The 17,121-nt window shown below is 46.0% G+C and carries 18 protein-coding genes; 5 read left to right on the forward strand and 13 right to left on the reverse strand.

Going from position 1 to position 17,121, the window contains the following annotated elements; all coding sequences use genetic code 11:
* Window positions 1-69: 69 nt before the first annotated feature.
* From TOI97_RS11075 to ccoN, 12 genes are all read right to left on the reverse strand, one after another.
* A complete protein-coding gene (locus TOI97_RS11075) occupies window positions 70-618 on the reverse strand; it encodes an adenine phosphoribosyltransferase (protein WP_321554191.1) in 549 nt (182 codons plus the stop codon).
* 23 nt (window positions 619-641) lie between these two features.
* Complete coding sequence (gene fnr, locus TOI97_RS11080; protein ID WP_321554192.1) at window positions 642-1,376, reverse strand: fumarate/nitrate reduction transcriptional regulator Fnr; 735 nt, start codon at window positions 1,374-1,376, stop codon at window positions 642-644.
* 157 nt (window positions 1,377-1,533) lie between these two features.
* Complete coding sequence (gene hemN, locus TOI97_RS11085; RefSeq protein WP_321554216.1) at window positions 1,534-2,913, reverse strand: oxygen-independent coproporphyrinogen III oxidase; 1,380 nt, start codon at window positions 2,911-2,913, stop codon at window positions 1,534-1,536.
* Window positions 2,914-3,008: 95 nt separating this feature from the next.
* On the reverse strand, window positions 3,009-3,692 hold the full coding sequence (locus TOI97_RS11090) for a sulfite exporter TauE/SafE family protein (protein WP_321554193.1): 684 nt from the start codon (window positions 3,690-3,692) through the stop codon (window positions 3,009-3,011).
* Window positions 3,685-3,879 (reverse strand): cbb3-type cytochrome oxidase assembly protein CcoS, encoded by a 195-nt coding sequence (gene ccoS, locus TOI97_RS11095; protein ID WP_321554194.1) that lies wholly within the window; start codon window positions 3,877-3,879, stop codon window positions 3,685-3,687. Before ccoS ends, TOI97_RS11090 begins: the two co-directional genes overlap by 8 nt.
* Before the next feature lie 21 nt (window positions 3,880-3,900).
* A complete protein-coding gene (locus TOI97_RS11100) occupies window positions 3,901-6,312 on the reverse strand; it encodes a heavy metal translocating P-type ATPase (RefSeq protein WP_321554195.1) in 2,412 nt (803 codons plus the stop codon).
* Between the two features lie 66 nt (window positions 6,313-6,378).
* On the reverse strand, window positions 6,379-6,879 hold the full coding sequence (locus TOI97_RS11105; protein ID WP_321554196.1) for a FixH family protein: 501 nt from the start codon (window positions 6,877-6,879) through the stop codon (window positions 6,379-6,381).
* Window positions 6,880-6,894: 15 nt separating this feature from the next.
* A complete protein-coding gene (ccoG, locus tag TOI97_RS11110) occupies window positions 6,895-8,298 on the reverse strand; it encodes a cytochrome c oxidase accessory protein CcoG (protein ID WP_321554197.1) in 1,404 nt (467 codons plus the stop codon).
* Window positions 8,299-8,427: 129 nt separating this feature from the next.
* On the reverse strand, window positions 8,428-9,342 hold the full coding sequence (gene ccoP / locus TOI97_RS11115; protein ID WP_321554198.1) for a cytochrome-c oxidase, cbb3-type subunit III: 915 nt from the start codon (window positions 9,340-9,342) through the stop codon (window positions 8,428-8,430).
* Complete coding sequence (locus TOI97_RS11120) at window positions 9,339-9,527, reverse strand: cbb3-type cytochrome oxidase subunit 3 (protein WP_321554199.1); 189 nt, start codon at window positions 9,525-9,527, stop codon at window positions 9,339-9,341. Before TOI97_RS11120 ends, ccoP begins: the two co-directional genes overlap by 4 nt.
* A 5-nt stretch (window positions 9,528-9,532) precedes the next feature.
* A complete protein-coding gene (gene ccoO, locus TOI97_RS11125; protein ID WP_321554200.1) occupies window positions 9,533-10,144 on the reverse strand; it encodes a cytochrome-c oxidase, cbb3-type subunit II in 612 nt (203 codons plus the stop codon).
* A complete protein-coding gene (gene ccoN, locus TOI97_RS11130; protein ID WP_321554201.1) occupies window positions 10,144-11,586 on the reverse strand; it encodes a cytochrome-c oxidase, cbb3-type subunit I in 1,443 nt (480 codons plus the stop codon). The genes ccoO and ccoN overlap by 1 nt, the downstream gene beginning before the upstream one ends.
* A gap of 520 nt (window positions 11,587-12,106) precedes the next feature.
* Here ccoN and TOI97_RS11135 point away from each other — a divergent pair.
* The 3 genes from TOI97_RS11135 (at window position 12,107) to TOI97_RS11145 (ending at window position 14,649) form a co-directional block, all read left to right on the forward strand.
* Complete coding sequence (locus tag TOI97_RS11135) at window positions 12,107-12,733, forward strand: alpha/beta family hydrolase (protein ID WP_321554202.1); 627 nt, start codon at window positions 12,107-12,109, stop codon at window positions 12,731-12,733.
* A 755-nt stretch (window positions 12,734-13,488) separates the two neighbouring features.
* Window positions 13,489-14,361: an NAD(P)-dependent oxidoreductase gene (locus tag TOI97_RS11140; RefSeq protein WP_321554203.1), complete on the forward strand. Its 873-nt coding sequence runs from the start codon at window positions 13,489-13,491 to the stop codon at window positions 14,359-14,361.
* Window positions 14,362-14,397: 36 nt separating this feature from the next.
* Window positions 14,398-14,649: a YkgJ family cysteine cluster protein gene (locus TOI97_RS11145; protein ID WP_321554204.1), complete on the forward strand. Its 252-nt coding sequence runs from the start codon at window positions 14,398-14,400 to the stop codon at window positions 14,647-14,649.
* 81 nt (window positions 14,650-14,730) lie between these two features.
* Here the strand turns inward: TOI97_RS11145 and gltA are convergent, their stop codons facing one another.
* A complete protein-coding gene (gene gltA / locus TOI97_RS11150) occupies window positions 14,731-16,014 on the reverse strand; it encodes a citrate synthase (protein ID WP_321554205.1) in 1,284 nt (427 codons plus the stop codon).
* 368 nt (window positions 16,015-16,382) lie between these two features.
* Between gltA and sdhC the strand changes: the two genes are divergently transcribed.
* Together sdhC and sdhD are read left to right on the forward strand one after the other, a co-directional pair.
* Window positions 16,383-16,757, forward strand: coding sequence for a succinate dehydrogenase, cytochrome b556 subunit (gene sdhC, locus TOI97_RS11155; RefSeq protein WP_321554206.1), 375 nt, complete (start codon window positions 16,383-16,385; stop codon window positions 16,755-16,757).
* Window positions 16,751-17,119 (forward strand): succinate dehydrogenase, hydrophobic membrane anchor protein, encoded by a 369-nt coding sequence (gene sdhD, locus TOI97_RS11160; RefSeq protein WP_321554207.1) that lies wholly within the window; start codon window positions 16,751-16,753, stop codon window positions 17,117-17,119. Before sdhC ends, sdhD begins: the two co-directional genes overlap by 7 nt.
* The last annotated feature ends 2 nt before the right edge of the window (window positions 17,120-17,121 follow it).

Consider the following 17,121-nt stretch of genomic DNA (forward strand, 5'->3'; position numbering starts at 1 on the left):
AAGTGTAGGTTGGATAAGGGTTAGGGGAAAAACCCGCAGAATAGAAGTTTTCTGCGGGTGGAATGGAGTTTAATGTTCGTTATGAGTAAATGCAGTTAAAGTAAAGGTCGGAATGCCGATGTCTTGCATTAAGCGTGAGCCGTTTAAATCAGGTAGGTCAATAATAGCGGCCACTTCGTAGATGCTTGCTCCCATGCGCTTAATTAAGCGTGCAGCAGCGATGAAAGTTCCACCACTGGCAATGATGTCATCTATGAGCAAAACTTTATCGCCTTCCTTAAGGCTATCTTCATGCACTTCAAGCATAGACTGTTCGTAGTCAGTATCGTAGGGCTCGCTTAATACATTGGCGGGTAATTTACCTTGCTTTCGGAACAAGACTAAAGGTTTATTGAGCTCGTAGGCAATGGTTGAGCCGATCAAGAAACCTCGAGAATCGATAGCACCAACGTGAGTAAAATCACTACCGACATAGCGTTGAACGAAGCTGTCAATGACCATGCGCATGGCGCGTGGTGATTGATACAGTGGGGTAATATCGCGGAAAATACATCCTTTTTTCGGAAAGTCAGGAATAGGGCGTATTAAAGACTTAATTGCGAACTCATCAAAAATCATATGTTAGTCCCCTTATTAAGAGATCAATTGTCCAAGTTGCCGCCAGCCAATGCGCAGAGCTCAATTAGATTGATCAAATTGATTTCTTTGCCCTCTGCTGTGAGCAGCTCATTGTGCTGAAAGCGAGTAAACACCCGTGACACTGTTTCTACAGCAAGGCCTAAGTAGTTGCCAATTTCATTACGTGACATGGCCAAGCGAAATTGGTGTGGTGAATAACCGCGTGCACGAAAGCGTGCCGACAGGTTCACTAGAAAAGTAGCAATGCGTTCGTCTGCTGTTTTTTTTGATAATAGCATCATCATTTGCTGATCATCTCGAATTTCGCGACTCATAATGCGCATCAATTGACGTCGCAGCTGCGGCATGACTGCACTGAGCTCATCAAGCTTTTCAAAGGGGATTTCACACACAGAAGTGGTTTCTAGTGCAATAGCTGATACAGGGTACAGTTCAGTATCCATGCCGGACAGTCCCACAAACTCACTAGGCAGATGAAAGCCAGTAATTTGTTCTTCTCCTGTATCGGTCAAGCTAAAAGTTTTAAGGGTGCCTGAACGTACTGCATAGACAGAAGAGAAGTTATCACCTTGACGAAACAGGAACTCGCCTTTCTTTAATGGACGACCACGCTTTACTATTTCGTCCAACGTATCAAGGTCTTGCATATCTAAAGACAAAGGCAAGCAAAGTGTAGCCAAGCTGCAGTCTTTACAGTGCGCTTGATGAGGGTTGCGAACACGCGTTATTTCTGGCATTCCATGATTCCTGAACGAGAGTCGATTCGATATCTACACTAAGATACCTTAGCCCACACAAAGCTGCCACTTTGTTAGCTAGCTTTGTTAGGCTGAGTAATAGCAAAATACGCTTATTTAAAGAGACAGGTGTGGGGCTAAGGTGAGACTAAGCAAGCTAGAAGGTTGCGGCTTTGAGCGTTGTATCTTGTTCAATAGAGTCATTGAACAGCTGGCAAACAGCAGCAGTAAATAAGCGTCCTTGTTCAGTTATTGTTAAGTTATGCTCGCTAAGCGTTAGTAAACCGTCTGCGTGCATTTGTTCAAGCTGAGGCCATTGTGCTTGAAAAAGTGTTTTGCAATTCACCTGGTAGAACTGCTCGATACATGTGAAATTTACAGAAAATTGACAAGCTAACGCTTGAGTGATGTATCGTTTAACTTGATCAATAATGTTGAAACACAAGCTTTTAGCTGGAGAGAGCTGTTGTTGTGAGCATGCTGCTTGATAGTCAAAAAGGTCATGGGTATTTTGATAATACAATGAGCCAAATTGACTAATAGCCGACACGCCAAAGCCTAAGGTGTTGCAGTTCGGGCTTGTTGTATAACCGTTCAAACCATAGTGTAAACTGCCATCTTCTTGTGCTGATGTGAGCTCGTCATGGGTTAAAGCAAAGAGGCCCATGCCAATATATTGGTAGCCTGCACGCGTAAATTGCTGCAGGGCATGGTTAAGCATGTACTCAATACAGCGGGGGCTAGGAAGCTCATTTGCTTTGATATGTTTTTGTCGTGGATATCTGTTTGGTTGGTGTTTATAGCCATGCAGTATAACTCGCTCAGGTGACAGTTGTATCACTTGCGAAATTGCTTTACTAAAAGAAGCGAAGGTTTGTTTAGGCAGCCCATATGTGAGACTGATACTGATGTTGCGAAATTGTAGTGTACGAGCAGCATCGACAATAGTTTGTGTTTGCTCAATGCTCTGTAAGCGATTAATCGCATGCTGTACATCTGGATCTAATCCTTGAACCTCAATATTCACTTGGTTGAAGCCAATATCACGTAATACACCCATTGTTGACCAGTCGGCCTCCCGAGGGTCGATATCAATCGTATATTGTGTGAAGTGATTGCTGTGAATATTAAAGTGGTTTTTTAAACAGTCCATTAGCCGCTTCAATTCGTTAGGCTTGAGAAATGTTGGTGTACCACCACCAAAGTGTAGCTGTTTTACGGGTTGTGAACTGTTGAGATGACGTGCGACTAAACGGATTTCTTGCTCAAGACAATGAATGTAGCTTGCACCTAGGCTACGGTCTTTGGTGACCGTGCTGTTAGAGCTGCAGTAGTAGCAAGCATTAGAGCAGAAGGGAATATTAACGTTAATGGCTAAAGGTTTTAATGTCTTACGCTGATCACGCAGCACTCTAAAGCGCTCAAAATTACTAATTGAGTGTTGGAAGAGAGTCGGAGCTGGATATAGATTGTATTGTTTTTCTAAGCGGTGGTACTCACTAAAGAGTTTAGAGCTCCAAGCCGTATTGTCTTTCATCACAGCAGATTTCCTGATCACAAACAGTAGCTGTGAGTATAGAGTGCGTTGTGATGTAGTCTGTTGACCTGTATCAAGCCCCATTCTGTGCTTGTTTAATGACCCATTAACCAGTGCTGGTGAGGGCCAGGTAATGTCCAAAGTCCGTATAGGATCACCAATGTACCAGCTGTATAGCGTACATTTTTTTTGCGTAAAAATGCTGTCATTTTTTCAGCGGCGAAACCAGAAGCAAGAAGTACTGGCCAGGTACCTAACCCAAAAGTGAACATCAGTAAGGCACTGGTAGAAGCATTACCTTGGCTAGCAGTCCAGAATAGTGTGCTGTAAACCAAGCCGCAAGGTAACCAACCCCAAAGTGCACCTAGTAATACAGCATGGGGCATGCTTTTAACTGGTAGTAAACGACTTGCAATGGGTTGTATATATGTCCATAAATGGCGTCCAATATTTTCGATGCGCGTGAGTCCGTGCCACCAACCTGCTAAATAAAGCCCCAAACTGATTAGTAAGAGGCCCGCTATAACACGCATTGCCATGGCTGCGGGTGTTTGTTCAACGGCCCAACCCAATAAGCCAAACAAGAAGCCTGCTATAGCATAGCTGCATACACGCCCAAGGTTATAACCAATAATAATTCGTGAGCGTTTGTGTCGCTGTGCTTCAGGGATGCTGAGAGTAAGCGCCCCCATCAAACCACCGCACATGCCTAAACAGTGTCCAGCACCTAGTAAGCCGAGTGTAAAGGCAGAAGCCAACAGCGGAATCATGTCAGTCATTATCTGGCTCTTTGGTTTCTTTTTGTTGCGCAGCAGTGTGTTTTGGGTCTTCGTCGTCAAACAAAATGCTGTGTGCTGGACCGTCGAGATCTTCATATTGACCGTTGTCTACGGCCCAGAAAAAAAGTCGAATTGCTAAGGCTACAAGTAAGAGTGCAGCTGGAATCATGACATATAAAGCAGCCATTGTTAGCCTCATATAATAGAGTTAAGCGGACTCACTAAAGCGAGTTAAGCGCAGTGCATTTAAGACTACGAGCAGTGAGCTTACAGACATACCAAGGGCAGCCCAGCCTGGTGTAACCCAGCCAATAGCAGCAAAAGGTATAATTAAGCCATTATACAGAGTTGCCCAACTGAGGTTTTCAATAATTACGCGACGGGTCTTTTTAGCAACGCTAAGAGCGCTGACTAAACTACTTAAGCGGTTGGACAGTAAAATTGCGTCAGCTGTAGTTTTGGCTAAGTCGGTAGCGCTGCCCATTGCGATGCTGATATCAGCTGCAGCCAGAACTGGTACATCATTCACTCCGTCGCCAAGCATTAGGACATGCCGACCCTGTATATGTAACTGTTTCAATACTTGCAGCTTATCATCAGGTGTCATGCCACCGCGAGCATCTTTGATCTTAAGGGTTTGAGCGATCTGCTGCACCATTGGAGAACTATCACCTGAGAGTAATAGGATATTCCAACCGCGAGTACGACAGGCTTGCAATAAGGCCGGGGCGTCAGGGCGCAATTGGTCATCAAGTGCAAACCAAGCTAAAGGTTGTTCGGTATTACCAAGCAGCAACCACTGGCCTTGCTCACTGGGCATTGTTGGGGTGGGGTAATGACCGAGTGCGCTAACATAATCAGGGCGCCCAATACGTAGCAACTGTCCGTTGACTGTGCCCTCTAAGCCTAAGCCAGGTGCGCTAGAAACATTGGAGGCTTTGGTTGTGGTTCGACCAAAAGCGCGGGCGATGGGGTGCTCGGAATGGCTTTCGAGCGCAGCTGCCAACTCAAGGCTTTCTTGCTCGCTGAGTTGTGTGATTGGCTGAATGCGACTGAGAGTTAATTTGCCCTCAGTAAGTGTACCAGTTTTATCAAAGATAACGGTGTCGATTTTTTGAAAGCTTTCTAGTACGTGCCCTTTAGTAATGAGCAGACCTAGTTTATGCAAGGTGCCTGTGGCGGCTGTTAGAGCTGTTGGAGTAGCTAACGATAGAGCGCAAGGGCAGGTGGCGACGAGCAGTGATAAAACAATCCAGAAAGCTCTGGAAGGGTCAATTTGCAACCAGATAAAACCGACAATGGCTGCCACCAGTAAAACGCTGATTAGGAACCATTGAGCGACTGTGTCAGCCAGTTCCGCAAGGCGTGGTTTAAGTGATTGTGCGCGTTCTAAAAGGCGGACAATAGCCGAGAGTCGGGTTGCTTCACCTAAGGCTATGACCTTGATTGTGAGTGGGCCTTCTATATTTAAAGTACCTGCTGCTACGGTATCTCCAGGCTTTTTGGTCAGTGGCAAGTATTCACCAGTAAGCAATGATTCATCGATGCTCGAGTGGCCCGTTAAGATGGTACCATCAGCTGGGATTAAGTGTCCTGGAGGAACCAGAATATTATCTTCTTGCTGTAGTTCGCTGAGTAGGATGCGTTTGCTAGTACCCTCGGCATTTAAACGCAAACAAGAGGCAGGAAGTAAATTGACGAGTTGACTGGTTGCTGCTGAAGTGCGTTCACGTGCACGCCGCTCAAGGTATCGCCCAGAGAGTAAAAAGAGGGCGAACATGCCTGCCGCATCAAAGTATAGATCTCCCTGGCCGGTGAAGGTGGACCAAATGCCAGCAATATAAGCACCGGCAATAGCTAAAGAAACTGACACGTCCATCGTTAAGTGACGAGTTCGCAAATCGCGCAGCGCACCGGTGAAAAACTCGGTGCTGCAATAAAAAATAATAGGTGTAGTGAGGATGAGGCTGACCCAGCGTAACAAACGGTCCATACCCTGAGATAAATCAAGGTTGAACTCGGGCCAAGTGGCCATTGAGGCCATCATCACTTGCATCCAGAGTAATCCGGCAACACCAAGCTTGCGTAATGCTCGACGGTTATCGGCTTGTATTTGTTGGCTGACAGCATCAGGCTGCCAAGGATGGGCAGCGTAGCCAATATGACGGATGGTCTGTAATAAGTCAGATAGATTGGCTTGCTCAGCATCCCAGCGGATTGCTAGGCGGTGATTGCTCAGATTGAGAGTTGTTTCAAATACTCCAGGTAGCTGCTTGAGATGTTTTTCAATCAGCCAGCCGCAAGCCGCACAAGTGATACCTTCGATTAAAAGTTGGGTTTCACTGATGTTGTCAGATGTTGTAACAAAGGGTTTTTGGATATCTTCGCGGTCAAGCAGCAGCAATTCATCTGGCACAACCCCAGGTAATGCCTCAGGGTTTGAAGAGGGTTCGGTTCGGTGCAGGTAATAGTTTTCTAAACCTGAGGTGATAATGGTTTGGGCAACAGCTTGGCAGCCAGGGCAACAAAATACGCGAGACTCTTCAAGCACTACTGCACTGTATGCATTACCGGTTTGAACAGGTAAGCCACAGTGAAAACAGGATAAAGGCGCAACCATAATAGTCAGCTATCTATAATTAAAACAGTTTCCACTGGAGCTGCATAAACAGACAAGTGGCTAGGCTTACTCGCCTAAAGTGATGGGTTGATTATTCATCAAAGTATGCTCTTCAAATAAACGCCATTGCTCAGTTTTCTCATCACCGAGTATTTCAACAAAACGGCGGCCGACAATTTCTTCTGGCAAGGAGCCACGATATACATCACTGCTAATAGGTTGCAGTACAATGCGGCGGTCACGTTCTGGCTGTGTTGGTGAAATGAGGTTTAAGACTAAGTGCGGTGGCCTACTTTGACCTTTAAGCACAAATTCAATTTGCCCCGTTGTGTTATCCAAATAGAGTGAGCCGGTGACTGCTAGCTGTTCGGCAAGCTTTTCCCGCTCCAAGGATGTGTTAATGCCTTTACCGGCATCATAGTAGTTATCGACTACTAAGCTGTCAGCGTTACGGATGGCTATTGTTAGTAATGACAGCCCGAGTACCACAGAGAAGCTGAGCATACCAATGATAAACCAAGGCCAGAATTCTTTATACCAGGGTAAAGCATTGTTTTCGGGCTGCATACAATATCCTTCTAATTAACGAACGGTTGGGCCAAGAAAGCGGCTTTCTGCTGAGCGAGCGATGTTTTCATCATCCTCAGAGTACACTCTGAACTCAATTTTGTTGGCACTTGAAGGAATGTCTTCAATATCAACTGAAACAGAGACAGGAATTGATAACACTTCACCTGCTGCAGCAGTAATTTTGTTTTTACCTGCAAGAGTTAAGCCATTAAGACCATCAGCTTCAATCACAAAAATATGATCTTGTTGGTCTTTATTGGTGACCTTGAGTGTATATACGTTTTCAATACGGCCTTCGAGATTTTCACGGTAAGGTGTACGATCTTTAATGACGTTCAGCTCAACAAGAGTACGATTGAAGACAGTGTAAGCGAATAAACTGCTCATGACGAGTAAAGCTACAGCGTAACCGATGAGGCGAGGTCGTAGCAGTTTAGTCTGCTGTCCGGATAGGTTGTGCTCAGTGGTATAGCGAATCAAGCCTTTAGGGTAGCCTACTTTGAGCATGACATCATCACAGGCGTCAATACAAGCTGCGCAACTGATACAGGCGATTTGTAAACCGTCGCGAATATCAATACCGGTAGGGCAAACATGTACGCAAAGTTTACAATCAATACAGTCCCCTAAGCCTTGAGCTTTGTAGTCACTGCCTTTCTTACGAGCACCACGTTTCTCACCACGAGCCTCATCGTAGGATACGATTAAAGTGTCTTTATCAAACATTACGCTTTGGAAGCGAGAGTAGGGGCACATGTAAATGCACACTTGCTCACGTAACCAGCCTGCGTTTAGATAAGTCATTAGGGTGAAAAAGCCAACCCAGAAATACGACCAACCGTGAGCTTGTCCTGTGATCAGGTCAAGTGGGAGCTCACGGATGGGCGTAAAATAACCAACAAATGTTAGGCCGGTGATAAAACCAATACTGATCCAAAGGAAATGCTTTGCCGTTTTGCGTAGGAACTTGTTCACAGACATGGGAGCTTTATCAAGTTTCATACGGGCGTTGCGGTCACCTTCAGTGACTTTCTCGCACCACATGAAAATCCAAGTCCAAACACTTTGTGGGCAGGTATATCCACACCACACACGTCCAGCAAATACAGTAATAAAAAATAAACCAAAGGCACAGATAATTAAAAGCCAAGACAGGAGCATAAAGTCTTGTGGCCAGAACGTTGCGCCAAAGATATAGAATTTACGTTCAGGTAAGTTCCACCAGACAGCTTGACGATCACCCCATTGCAGCCAAGCTGTGCCTAAAAATAGGATAAATAGAAAAATACCTGAAACGATACGAATATTACGGAAGAGACCTTTGAAAGAGCGAGTGTAAATCGCCTCGCGCTTAGCGTAGAGGTCTGGGCCATTATCTTTAGGAGTTACATTTTTAACGGGAATTTTTTCGGTCATCAGAATGTACCACTGCGGCTTTTAAAATATCCGGCCAGCGAGGTGCTGGCCGGATTAAACTTATAACTGCTTTCTATGGTACGCCTGCTGGCGTTCCAGCAGAGAGTGACAGCATGTCGCAGGGATTAATTACTGCTCTTGCGTGTCATTCGAGAGACTGTATACATAAGCAGCTAATAAGTGAACTTTATCATGCCCCAAGAAATCTTCTTGCGCTGGCATGTGGCCGTTACGGCCATGGCGAACCGTTTGTTGTACTTGATTAAAGCTTGAACCATAAAGCCATACGCGGTCAGTTAGGTTCGGAGCACCAAGCATTTGGTTGCCAGTAGCGTCAGGGCCATGACAAGCGACGCAGGTTGTAGCATAGGCTTGTTTACCTGCATCGAGGTCGATACCCTCAGGGTTTTTTAGGCCTGATAAGTTACGCACATAACCTGTAACGTTCTTTACGCCTTCTTCACCTAAGATATCGCCCCATGGTGGCATAGAAGCTCTGCGGCCTTTCATGATTGTGGTTTTAATGGTTTCTGGCTCACCACCCCAAATCCACTCATTGTCAGCAAGGTTAGGGAAGCCGTAGGCACCTTTAGCGTCCGAGCCATGACAAACTGAGCAGTGTGAAGCAAAGAGGCGACCGCCCATCTTCAGTGCTAATTCGTCTTGGGCTACTTCAGTAATTGGCATCGCTGCGTATTTAGCAAAAATTGGACCGTACTTTTCGTCCGCTTTTGCCATTTCACGCTCCCACTGTTTAGCGGAAGTCCAACCGCCATCATAGCCAGGTAAGATACCTTTCCAGTTACCCATACCAGGGTATAGAACAAGGTAGCCCACTGCGAAAATCAGAGTACCGACAAACAGCATAAACCACCAACGTGGCAGCGGGTTGTCATATTCTGCAATGCCATCATAAATATGGCCTACTGTTTCTTCAGTAGAGCCACTGCGTTGCCCTTTACGTGTGGCAAAAATGAGCCATACGAGGGCCAATAATGTACCACTCGTAAGGATTACGATGTACCAACTCCAGAAAGAAGTCATTGGTTATTGCTCCTGGATGTGTCTTTGTTCTGCTCGCTAGAAAGCGGCTCTTCGTCGGCAAAGGGTAGCTGTGCAGCTTCATCAAAGCTTGCTTTGCGTTTACTGTTATAGGCCCAGAAGAGTAGGCCTGTAAAAGCTACAAATATAAGTAATGTACCTAAGCCGCGAAGAGTTCCGATATCCATGAGCGTTACCGTTTGTTCTGAATAGATGTACCAAGAACCTGAAGGTAGGCGATTACGGCCTCCATTTCGGTCTTGCCCTTAACTGCTGCAACTGCACCTTCGATGTCCTCATCCGTGTAAGGAACACCTAACCAGCGCATGGCCTTGATTTTAGCCACAGTATCTTTGCCGTCTAAGGTGTTTTCTACTAACCATGGGTAAGCAGGCATTTTTGACTCAGGTACAACGTTACGAGGGTTGTATAGGTGGGCGCGGTGCCAATCATCGGAGTAGCGACCACCAACACGAGCAAGGTCTGGACCTGTACGCTTAGATCCCCATAAAAATGGGTGCTCGTAAACGCTTTCACCAGCGACAGAGTAGTGGCCATAGCGCTCGGTTTCTGCACGGAACGGACGAATCATCTGCGAGTGGCACTGAACGCAGCCCTCGCGGATATAAATGTCACGACCTTCTAACTGCAGCGCAGTGTAAGGCTTTAGACCTTCAACGGGCTCGTTCACTAAGTCTTGGAAAAACAGAGGAACGATTTGTACAAGGCCACCAATACTTACTGCAATCACCATAAAGAGCGCGAGTAAACCAATGTTTTTTTCTACGCGTTCATGCTGTTTCATTAGTGTGCCTCTCCAACAGTAAAGCGTGCAGCGGCATTCGCTTTTTCAGAATCTGACGCGCGTACTGTGCGCCATGTGTTGTATGCCATTAAGAGCATACCGGTTAAGAAGAATGCACCACCGATTGTGCGGACTAAGTAGCCGTAGTGGCCTGCTTCTAAAGCCTCAACAAACGAATAGGTCAGGGTGCCATCTTGGTTAATTGCACGCCACATCAGGCCTTGCATAATACCGTTGACCCACATGGATGCGATGTATAAGACGGTACCGATTGTTGCTAACCAGAAGTGAGCATTGATCAGGCCAATGCTGTGCATTTCGTCACGACCGAAGATGCGTGGAATTAAGTGGTATAGAGAACCGATAGAAATCATCGCAACCCAACCTAAAGCACCAGCGTGTACGTGGCCAACAGTCCAGTCGGTGTAGTGCGATAGTGCGTTAACGGTTTTAATCGCCATCATCGGGCCTTCAAAGGTAGACATACCATAGAAAGCGAGAGATACAACGAGGAATCGCAAAATTGGATCTGTACGTAGTTTATGCCATGCGCCAGATAGGGTCATCATACCGTTGATCATACCGCCCCATGAAGGAGCTAGAAGGATCAAGGACATAGCCATGCCTAAAGATTGAGCCCAGTCAGGCAGTGCTGTGTAGTGCAAGTGGTGCGGGCCAGCCCAGATGTATAAGGTGATCAATGCCCAGAAGTGCACAATTGATAGGCGGTATGAATAAATTGGGCGCTCAGCTTGTTTAGGGACGAAGTAGTACATCATACCTAAGAAACCAGTGGTTAAAAAGAAGCCAACAGCGTTGTGACCGTACCACCATTGAACCATAGCGTCAGTCGCACCAGAATAAATGGAGTAAGACTTAAGCAGGGTTACAGGGATTGAAATGTGGTTAACGATGTGCAACATCGCAGTTACGATAATGAATGCACCATAGAACCAGTTACCAACGTAAATGTGTGAGGTATTGCGCTTAGCGATAGTTCCGAAGAAAACAAACGCATAAGTTACCCACACAACGCCTAGTAGAATAGCGATTGGCCACTCTAGTTCAGCGTATTCTTTAGTGGTTGTGTAGCCTAGTGGTAATGTAATTGCTGCTAGCACAATCACCAACTGCCAACCCCAGAAGGTAAAGGCTGCTAATTTATCTGAGATCAGACGTGTTTGTGAGGTGCGCTGCACCACATAATAAGATGTGGCGAATAGTGCACTACCACCAAAAGCAAAAATCACTGCGTTGGTGTGTAGAGGGCGGAGCCGGCCGAAGCTGGTCCATGGTAGGTTGAAGTTTAATTCTGGCCAGACTAATTGCGCTGCAATTAGAACGCCAATGCTCATACCTACAATACCCCAGACCACCGTCATTATGGCGAACTGGCGTACAACCTTGTAGTTATAAGCATTCTCTTGGATTGCTGTGCTCATGCTAAGACTTCCACGGGTAATGGATTTTCGGAGTTATATCGGCAACAAGTATGGGCAATGCACTATGTCATTGCAATCAGTTCGCTATTTGTCGCGCCAGAGCAATGCTGTGAGTGCAACGCCAGTCATCATGCTTAATTAAAAAATGTGCTTTAAATTAAGCATGCCTAAGGCATGAATTGATGACTGTTGTGAGCTGCCTACTTGTTGACGGAGGCTATCTTAGCGCAAATGTGAATAAAATTAACACTGACTCGCATCAATATGAGTGTATATAGTTTGAGAATCGCAGAAATTACCCGTGAGTTTTTGCATATTGAGTGTGTTTTTACAGTTAACTAAGTCCTTTTTGCATGAATTAGAGCTGGTTGTTGTACTTTGTAGGTGTGTAAGAGTCGTTACTTAATAAGCTTCAGTGCGTAGATTTTGACTGTTTAGAGAGCGATTAGTTCAGGTGTGTGTGAGAAAATTATGTTTTATTGTGAAGTGATATAGCGGGTTTGCTTTGTTGGAGGTGGTGATGGCAGTTTTGTATTCTGAGGCATCTGACTCTTTCTGTACATTGATTTTGGCGCATGGGGCTGGAGCTCCAATGGATAGTGAGTTTATGGAGGCAGTGACAGGTTTTTTTGTAAGCCAAGGGGTGAGCGTGGTGCGTTTTGAGTTTCCATATATGACTCAGCGGCGTATCGATGGGATACGTCGACCACCGAATAAGATGAATGTGCTGCAAGATACGTGGCGGTGTGTGTATGAGCAGGTGCGAGAGGTTACGGTTGGTCCTATAGTGCTTGCAGGTAAGTCGATGGGCGCGCGGGTAGCGAGTATGTTGGTGGATGAATTGCAAGTCAGTGCATTAGTCTGTTTTGGCTATCCTTTTTATCCGGCGAAAAAGCCTGAAAAACCACGTATAGCACACTTGTTGAATTTAAAAACGCCAACACTGATTGTTCAAGGTGAGCGAGATGCTTTAGGTGGGTGTGAAGTGGTTGCCGGATATGAGCTTTCAGCAAGTATAGATATTTTTTGGTTACCTTTTGCTGATCATGATTTGAAACCGTTAAAACGCTCGGGGTTTACGCATGAGGCGTATTTGCAGAGTGCTGTTTTTAGGGCTGTGAGTTTTATCAAAGAGTCATTGGGATGATAGAGGTTGTTGTGCTATGAAGTTAGAGCTGATTGGGCATGCTGAGCAGTTGTTCGTGCATCTAGCGATTGGCAGAGCCTTGAACAGTATTAGCATGCCAAAATAAATGGCTTTCAATTAGGGGTTGTAATGGGGGCTAAGCTATGCAGTTGAAGTTCTGTAGCAAAGCGGGCAGGAGCAGTGATGATTAAGTCCGTGCTTTGTAAAACTTTTCGAGCTATCAAGTACTGTTGTGAGCGTAATACTATCATTGCGCTGAAGTCCTAATTTACCTGGCGCTAAACCAGCAGGGTTTAGGCCGCTACCGCTAGATGAGATATGTATGTGTTGTGCATTCAGGTATTGCTGTAAAAAAAATGGATTTGTGGCTAGATAAAGGGTGATCTTGACGCATGACGCAGATGAAGTGGTTCTCGAGTAGCTTCGTATGTAAAAGCTTTGGGTGGGTGCTAAGAAGTGCTTGATCGTAAAGTCGAGAGCGCCCGAGGCTAGACTTTGGCTGTTTCACGGTGGCAGGTAAGTAGGCTTTCAATACTTATTTTTGGGCGACTTGACTCAGTCGCTGAGAGCTTGGGGGGTAAAATGCCCTTAATGAGGTTGGTCATTCTGATGCGGAAGGTTTTAAAGTTGTTTTATAGGCTTGGTAAGTTGAGTGGGAGCGACTTTAGAGTAAAGAGTGGTTGGGCTATGTCCTAGAGAAGTCATTCAGCGTGGATAGAAATGTTGATCTAAGTATATAAAAAAGGGAGATAGATATGGCGCGTATTGCTTTTATTGGGCTGGGAGCTATGGGGTATCCTATGGCTGGACACTTGGCGAGTAGCGGACACGAGGTGACGGTATACAATCGAACTCAGGCTACGGCTGAAAAGTGGGTGCAGGAGTATTCTGGGCGTTTTGCTACCGCGCCAGCTGCTGCGGTGGAGCAGGCAGAGTTTGTGATGTGTTGCGTTGGCAATGATGATGATTTGCGTGCTGTGACTTTGGGTCCTGAAGGTGCCTTTGCTGCTATGGTGAAGGATAGTGTTTTTGTTGATCACACGACAGCTTCTGCGCAGATTGCTCGAGAGTTGGCAGAGGAAGCTTCGCGACGAGGGTTTGCTTTTCTTGATGCGCCGGTTTCTGGAGGGCAGGCAGGTGCGCAGAATGGTGTTCTAACCATTATGGTTGGCGGTGAACCTGATGTGTATGCGCGTGTTGGGCCGGTTTTACAAAGTTATGCCCAGATGCATCGCTTAATGGGTGGGGTTGGTAGTGGCCAGTTGACGAAAATGGTCAATCAAATTTGTATAGGTGGCTTATTGCAGGGGGTGTCCGAGGCTTTGCACTTTGCACAAAGTGCGGGGTTGGATGCAGAGGCTGCGATGAGTGTTATTAGTAAGGGAGCTGCGCAGTCTTGGCAGTTAGAAAACCGCTATAAAACGATGCTGGCCGGTGAGTTTGATTTTGGTTTTGCAGTTGAGTGGATGCGTAAAGACTTTTCTATTGTATTTGATGAAGCCCGGCGCAATGGTGCAGTTTTGCCGGTCACAGCATTGGTGGACCAGTTTTATGCGGAGGTTGAGGTGATGGGTGGTAAGCGTTGGGATACTTCTAGCTTGATTGCTAGGTTGCCAGTAAAAAAATAGTCGCTCAATAGGGGCAGTCGAAGGAAAGGAGGGGGGATGGAGTGTCGTGCAGGATGTGGGGCTTGCTGTATAGCTCCTTCGATTTATACGCCGATGCCTAATATGCCGCATGGTAAGAAAGCGGGGGAGCGTTGCTTGAATTTAACAGATGATAATTTCTGTAGCCTGTTTGGTTTGCCTGAGCGGCCTAGTTTTTGTAGCGCTTTTGTAGCCGAAGAAGCAGTTTGTGGTAACAATCAAATTGAAGCTATACGCTTAATTGGGTGGTTGGAAGGGGTGACTTGCTGAGGGTTGAGTGGAGTCTCAGTTTGCGTAACAAAAAAGGGCTGCTCTGTGGAGGGCAGCCCTTTTTATTATCTAAAGAAAAGATTAACGCTTATCTTCAGGGATGTAGTCGCGCTTTTCGTGACCTGTGTATAGCTGGCGGGGGCGATTGATTTTGTATGGATTTGAAAGCATTTCAGTCCAGTGAGAAATCCAACCGGCTGTACGTGACATAGCGAAAATCACAGTAAACATACTGGTAGGGATGCCGATTGCTTTTAGGATGATGCCTGAGTAAAAGTCTACGTTTGGATAGAGATTACGCTCTTTAAAGTAAGGATCGTTCAGTGCGTATTCTTCAAGCTTCATTGCGAGATCAAGCTTAGGGTCAGTGACACCTAGTTCTGCTAGAACTTCGTCGCAGGTTTGCTTCATTACCTGTGCACGAGGGTCAAAGTTTTTGTAAACGCGGTGACCAAAGCCCATGAGTTTGAATGGGTCATTTTTGTCTTTGGCTTTAGCAATGAATTTTTCAATATTAGACGCGTCGCCAATTTCGTCCAGCATGGTTAATACTGCTTCGTTAGCGCCACCGTGAGCAGGTCCCCAGAGAGCAGCGATACCAGATGCGATACATGCAAATGGATTTGCGCCTGTCGAGCCCGCTAAGCGAACTGTTGAGGTAGAAGCGTTTTGCTCATGGTCTGCATGTAAGATAAAGATGCGATCCATTGCTTTGATAAGCGCAGGGCTGAATCGTTTTACCTCGGCTGGTGTGTTGAACATCATGTGCAAGAAGTTTTCTGCATAGCAGAGATCGTTGCGAGGATACATGATGGGTTGGCCAATCGAGTATTTGTATGCCATGGCTGCGATGGTTGGCATTTTCGCAATTAAGCGGTGCGCGGAAATTTCACGGTGCTTCGGATCGTTATTATCCAGAGAGTCGTGATAGAAGGCTGATAGAGCGCCTACGATGCCGCACATGATAGCCATAGGGTGAGCGTCGCGGCGGAAGCCATTGAGGAATGACTTCAGCTGTTCGTTGACCATTGTGTGGCGGGTAATTGTGTCAACGAATTCTTTTTTCTGCTCAGGGTTTGGTAATTCGCCGTGCAGTAACAGGTAGCAGGTTTCTAAATAGTCAGATTTATCTGCAAGCTGCTCAATTGGGTAGCCGCGGTGTAATAAAATACCTTTATCGCCATCGATATAGGTGATTTTAGAGTCACATGCCGCTGTCGACATAAAGCCTGGGTCATAAGTGAAGTGACCGCTAGCGATTAAGTTGCGTACGTCAATTACATCCGGACCAATAGTACCAGTAAGTACAGGCAGCTCTACGGGGGCAACGCCCTCGATGATTAACTGCGCTTTTTTGTCAGCCATTGTGGCCTCCTAGTTATGCTTGGAATCATCACAGCCCCCCACGCAGGGCCCGCGATATAATAGTGAGATAATAGCTAATGTCAATTTCAACCGCGTGGTAGTGTAACTGTCACAAGTAAAATTATCTCGATCTAAATTATCAGGTACAGATATTTACGCTAAATGTCAAAGCTGGGCAATGCTCAATTAGGCGAATGTTTTTGCGTTGTCATTGTTCTGTATTTTGCACTATACTCGACAGTTGACCGACTTGGGCATTTGCCGTTATAAGACGGTCGTCACTCCGATGGTGACGGGTACTTATTTTGTTAAGTGCCTTCCCGACAACTAGCCCTGCAGTAAAGGGGCTCTCTAAGTGTGAATACGCCGTGAATAGCCAACGACCTGTAAACCTAGATCTTAGGACTATAAAACTCCCAATCACTGCTTACTCTTCCATTCTGCACAGAATTACGGGTGTGATCCTGTTTTTTGGTATTGCTGTGCTGTTATGGGGACTCGACAAATCACTCGCCTCAGAGCAAGGGTTTGCTGAAGTTAAAGAGTGCTTGTCCAGCCCGCTGGCCAAGTTAGTCATTTGGGGTCTTCTCTCTGGACTGATGTACCACTTAACAGCTGGTATCCGCCATTTAATTATGGACTTGGGTATTGGTGAGACGCTGGAAGGCGGACGACAAGGTGCGAAATTAGTCTTTATTATTTCAGCTGTACTGATTGTGTTGATGGGAGTCTGGATATGGTAACCAACGTAACAAACTTCTCTCGGTCTGGTCTGTACGACTGGATGGCACAGCGTGTATCAGCGGTAGTTTTAGCTGCATACACTTTATTTTTATTGGGTTATTTGTTAGCTAACCCTGGTATGAGTTATGCCGAATGGCAGGGCCTGTTTGCGCAAAACTGGATGCGCATTTTCAGTCTACTAAGTCTTGTTGCTCTGGGCGCGCATGCCTGGATTGGACTTTGGGCTGTTACCACTGACTACTTGACGCCAATGTCATTAGGTAAGTGGGCAACAGGTGTACGATTTTTAGTCCAAGCGCTGTGCGGCATTATGATGTTCGTACTGTTCGTCTGGGGCGTACAGATTTTGTGGGGAATTTGATT

It is taken from the genome of Denitrificimonas halotolerans (assembly GCF_034259425.1).
Lineage (GTDB): Bacteria > Pseudomonadota > Gammaproteobacteria > Pseudomonadales > Pseudomonadaceae > Denitrificimonas > Denitrificimonas halotolerans.